Genomic DNA, 4,672 nt, shown 5'->3' with positions numbered 1-4,672 from the left:
TCTCCACGCTGCCCGGCCGTCACCACGATCGACATGGGCTTCTGCCCCTGCTCGACGGCCAGGTGCAGCTTGGTGGTGAACCCACCGCGCGAACGTCCCAGCCCGTGATCACCAGGCTCGGCAAAGACACCACCCGGTGACTCCTTCTGCAGGTCACCCCGCTTCCGGGCCCCGGCCGCATGCTGATGGGCACGGCACACCGTGGAGTCGACGCTCAGGTCCCATGTGATCGCACCCTTCGCGTCAGCCAGGGACTGAAGCTGGGTGAGGACCCGGTGTCAGGTACCATCCCGTTGCAACCGGCGGAACAGGTCGTAGATCCGGCCCCACGGCCCGTACTCGACGGGTACGTCCCGCCACGGAACACCGGTCCGGACCCGGAACCGTATGCCGTCGATCAACTGCCGCCGAGACCAGACAGGCGGCCGACCTGCCTTCACGCCCTTCGGCAGCAACGGCTCCAGCGCCGCCCACTGCTTGTCCGTGAGATCTCCCCGCCCCATGAACGGTGATCATGCACCGCCTCAAGATCCACTTTCGACACACGGCCTAGGCGGCGCCGACCTTCACGAGCTGCTCCCAGCTGTGGCCTTCTTCGGCTTCGCGAGCAGCGATGGCCTCAGCGATTCGCTGCTGCGCGTACTCCTGGTCGACGCCCACGGCTCTTATCTCCCAGACGACGGCGTCCTGCCCCCCAGAACGCTCGCCCTGCCCTGCCGCGCCAGGCGCATACCCACCACGCCGCAGCCGGCACTTGTGAACTTTCCGCGGCCGCACAGGACCCCGCGCGAACCGGCCCACGAGCACGCCGTGTACCGGCGGGCACACCGGCCGGACCCCCTGGCGGCCCGCGCCGCTGAGGAAGCCGGTCACCCTCGCGCGTGAGCCGCCGGACTCTCGGCTGGGGCTCGCGTCGGTTGCGGCGGGATGGTCGGAGGGTCCGCGGGTGCGGGGATGGCCTGCGGGGGCCAGGGCCGGTGGGCGAGGTCGTGGCGGAGGGCGTCGAGTCTGGCCAGGCAGGTGTCGATGGTGGCGATGGCGGCGCTGCTGTGTTCGCGGATGCGGCGTTCGATGGTGGCGAGCCGGTCTTCGATGTGCTGCCAGCGCTCCTCGGCGGTGGTGTCAGGTGCGTCGTTGGTCGCTGTCATGGCGCAGGCGGCCTGTGCGGTCGGTGAGGTCGTCGAGGCGGGCGGCGAGGTCCGGATGGGCAACCGGACACGCCGAGCGAGATCACACGATGGGTGGGGCACCCGAGCAGGTTTGGCCGACCCGGAGCGGGCGACGATCAGTGGCCGCCTCGCGCCTTTATGCCATCCAGCAGTACAACCGGTCCTCCCGGTCGCCGATCGTCCGTGCCAGCTCTGCCAAGCCGGTCAGGATCCAGGCTGCCGTCTCTGGGGCGAACACCTCGCCGTCTTCTGCCCGTTCCTGGACCCACTGCCAGCTGACCTCGGTAAGCCGGGGACCGTCAGCGGCGGCCAACGCGTCCTGAAGGGCAAGAGAAACCACGAGAACCAGAGGGCCTTCACCGTCGCCCGGGTCGGCAACAACGTCGGGCACATCAGCCTCGACGAGCTCCTCGAAGCTCCGACCGGTAAAGAGGCTCTCCCACTCGATCAGGGCCTCTTCAGCATCGAAGTTGCCGTACATCAGCGAGTCGAATACCCCGTCGGGGCCACCCTCCACGACGGCGGCTGCAGCGTCACGGTCCGGTGCCGCGAAGAACTTGATGATGATGCTCACCAGGGCATGGTGCCCGCTGAACCAGCTCAGGTCTAACTTCCCGCCCGCCTCCACTGAAGTGGGGAATCCGAGTGACCAGATCTGGCCACTAACCGAGCAAGGGGTGGGGAAGTTCAAGGATCCCCATCAAGGTCACCCAGCAGCTGGCAGTGCCCGGCGTCGTCGGCTCCGCCATCGGCCACATCACGACCACCCTGGTGCGAGCCCTCCGCGAACGACATCAAATGACACAGGCCCTGGCCGGCTGCGCCCGTCTCGCGGACCTGCTCGAGGCCGAGCCCGACCTCGAGGCGTTCTCCTACTACGCGCACCTGATGGCCTGGGAACTCGCGCAGCTGCCAGCGAAGAAGGCCATCACCCCGATGATCCTGCTGGACACCTTCGAGGACATCGGCGACCGCACCAACCGCGACCTGGAGCGCGTCATCCAGCGCATCGTGTGGCTGATGCCGGCAGCGTTCTTCATCATCACCGGACGCAGCCGCCTGCAGTGGGCAGACGAAGGCCTCCAGGGCCAGCTCGACTTCACCGGCCCCACGGCCTGGCCCGGACTTGCGGCACATATCCCCGGCGCCCGCAGCGTATCCACCGCCGCCGGCAGCGGCGGCAGCCGCCAGATCCTCATCGGCGACTTCTCACCGGAAGACTGCGAGCGCTACCTTGCACGCCGCCTCACCCGCGACAGCCAGCCACTCATCGACGCGAGCATCCGCGAGACCATCACGACCCGCAGCCACGGCCTGCCGCTCTACCTTGATCTCGCCGTCATGCGCTTCCTGGAGATCCGCCGCACCCGCACTCCGGAGCCAGCGGACTTCGACCACGACTTCCCTGCCCTGATCGCTCGCACCCTCAGCGACCTCACCCCCGACGAGCGGCACGTCCTACGCTCGGTCACCCTGCTGGACGCCTTCGACACCACCCTCGCGACCCGGGCCGCCGGCCTCACCCACGAAGCCGCAGCACTGCGCCTGACCGAACGACCGTTCATCCGCGAGAACCCCTTCGGCCTGTGGCCCTACCACCTGCACGGCCTGATCCGCTCCACCATCCGCAGCGCCGACGACCACACCGACGACCGCTGGAGTGAACAGGACTGGCAGCAGGCCGCCGCACGGGCCTTCGCCGCCCTCGGCGAACAGTGGACCACCAACACCACCCGCAGCCGCATGCTGCTCGTCGCCTGCCTGCGCCAAGGCCTCACCCTCGCCCGCGACCACCGCCTCGACCTCGACTGGCTCACCAAAGCTACCTGGGCCTACGTCAGCGACTGGCTCTGGGAGCCCATCGCCCCACCCACCCCGGCCACGCCCGCCAATGCCGCGGATCCGCAGTCGACCCGACCAGGAGCCGACGCCCTGCTGACCCCGGCGGACGCGCTCGTGGAGACCCTGAGCGCGCTCGCCCGCCGGCAGCACGAACACCGCTCCCGCACCGCCGACCGGCTCACCACGGTCGTCGACACCGGCCTGCTCCCTGCCGACCTGAACGAGCTCGCCGTCTACTACCTCGCCAAGGCCCAACGCGACCTCGGCCGCCACACCGCTTCCCGCCAGGGAATGCAGCTCGTCGCCGACGGCGGCGGACACCTCGCCCCAGCCGCCCGCCGAGGCCTCGCCCACCTCGCCCGCCTTGCCGGCGACTTCCCCGCCGCACTGCAGGTCGCAGAAACCCTCGGCTGGAAGGGCCGCCACCACCGCGTACTCGGCGACATCTGGTGGCCCCACGGCGACATGGACCGCGCCGCCGCCGCGTACGAAGCCGCCCGCACCGAAGCCGAACAGCACGCCGTCGCCGGCGAACGCGCCACCGCCCAGGCCCAACGCGCCTTCACCCTCGCCTTCACCGACCCCGACCTCGCCGACGACGAGATCGACCTCGCCGATCACCTGCTCACCGGCCTGGACCTGCGCGCCACCACCCTCACCACCCGCATCGCCGCCCTCCTCCGCGATGCCGGTACGGATGCCGACATCGACGACCGAGTCCAAGTCCTGCGCGCCGAAACCGCCGCCGCCGGTGTCACCGACGCCCAAGCCGCACTCGAGCTCGCCCTCTGCTTCCACCACGCCGTCCAGGGCAACCTCGGCCCGCTCACCGACGCGATCTCCGGCCTGCGCGCGCTCACCAGCACCGGCGACCCGATCGACGTCAGCCGCGCCTACTACGTCGACATCGCCCACTTCATGGCCGACCTCCCCCTGGACGACCCCTCCGCCGCCAGCTGGCTCGACGGCCCGGACGCCACGCGCGCCCGCTGGCGCACCCTGGTCACCAACCGGTGCACCCACCTGGGCACCGGCCAGTAGCGCTGGACCGCGGCAAATCGGTCCACCAGGAGACGACCGTGACCATGGCTGCCCGCCCTGCGGGTGCCCTTGGCCATAGGGTGCCAGCGAATCTTGCCCGACTGCCACCGGCCGTCGCGTCTCAGGCGATTTGGTCCCTGTCACAGATGATCTGGTCCGATTCGCTCGTCGTCTCAGGTGACCTGGTTCGTTGGTGCTGCCATGATCACGGACATCAGTGAGTTGGAACGTAATGACCTGCTCCCACAACTGTGGGGAGTGCACATGAAGGCGGAGTTCCCTGCGCACCTTCGTGGTCGAGAAGTCGAGGGCGAAGACCTGGTGCTGCTGGATGCGGACGTCGCCGGCTGCGTCTCTTCGTCCTTGTCGAGCGTTCTCGACGAGAGGCGCCGCAGAACCCTTCTGAAGTGCATCGAGGTCCTTGAGAAGGTCCTACCCTCGATCAGCGACGAGGACGGGACCAGGTACTACGAGCGACTGCACGAGATGGCCCGGCTGGCAGCCGGACTTGGGGACATAGACGGTTGAGCTTGCTCCGCTTTGACGGACACCGTTGGTGTGGTGGTCAGGCCGCCAGGACGGTCTCGTATTCGGCGGGACTGCGGTAGCCGAGGCTGCTG

The 4,672-nt window shown here is 69.0% G+C and carries 4 protein-coding genes and 1 pseudogene; 2 read left to right on the top strand and 3 right to left on the bottom strand.

Translation table 11 applies throughout. The features are described from left to right. The 3 genes and pseudogenes from ACWDAK_RS40640 to ACWDAK_RS40630 all read right to left on the bottom strand — a co-directional run. Window positions 1–503, bottom strand: a pseudogene (locus ACWDAK_RS40640) (IS5 family transposase); the annotation flags it as partial. A 366-nt stretch (window positions 504–869) separates the two neighbouring features. Further along, entirely contained in the window at window positions 870–1,148 is a 279-nt protein-coding gene (locus ACWDAK_RS40635) for a hypothetical protein (RefSeq protein WP_344641267.1), read from the bottom strand. Between the two features lie 157 nt (window positions 1,149–1,305). Beyond that, complete coding sequence (locus ACWDAK_RS40630) at window positions 1,306–1,743, bottom strand: hypothetical protein (protein ID WP_344641268.1); 438 nt, start codon at window positions 1,741–1,743, stop codon at window positions 1,306–1,308. Between the two features lie 224 nt (window positions 1,744–1,967). On the opposite strand from ACWDAK_RS40630, the gene ACWDAK_RS40625 reads away from it, so the two are divergent. Together ACWDAK_RS40625 and ACWDAK_RS40620 are read left to right on the top strand one after the other, a co-directional pair. Further along, complete coding sequence (locus tag ACWDAK_RS40625; protein WP_449806579.1) at window positions 1,968–4,052, top strand: ATP/GTP-binding protein; 2,085 nt, start codon at window positions 1,968–1,970, stop codon at window positions 4,050–4,052. A 201-nt stretch (window positions 4,053–4,253) separates the two neighbouring features. Then, the gene (locus tag ACWDAK_RS40620) at window positions 4,254–4,580 is read left to right on the top strand and encodes a hypothetical protein (RefSeq protein WP_427396294.1); all 327 of its coding nucleotides are present in this window, start codon (window positions 4,254–4,256) and stop codon (window positions 4,578–4,580) included. The last annotated feature ends 92 nt before the right edge of the window (window positions 4,581–4,672 follow it).

Source organism: Kitasatospora sp. NPDC001175, assembly GCF_053598215.1.
This window is presented reverse-complemented; position numbering and strand designations above follow the sequence as displayed.

Coding starts and splice junctions, on each gene's coding strand:
- ACWDAK_RS40635 (WP_344641267.1), bottom strand. CDS start 1,148: ATGACAGCGACCAACGACGCACCTGACACCACCGCCGAGGAGCGCTGG.
- ACWDAK_RS40625 (WP_449806579.1), top strand. CDS start 1,968: ATGACACAGGCCCTGGCCGGCTGCGCCCGTCTCGCGGACCTGCTCGAG.
- ACWDAK_RS40620 (WP_427396294.1), top strand. CDS start 4,254: ATGATCACGGACATCAGTGAGTTGGAACGTAATGACCTGCTCCCACAA.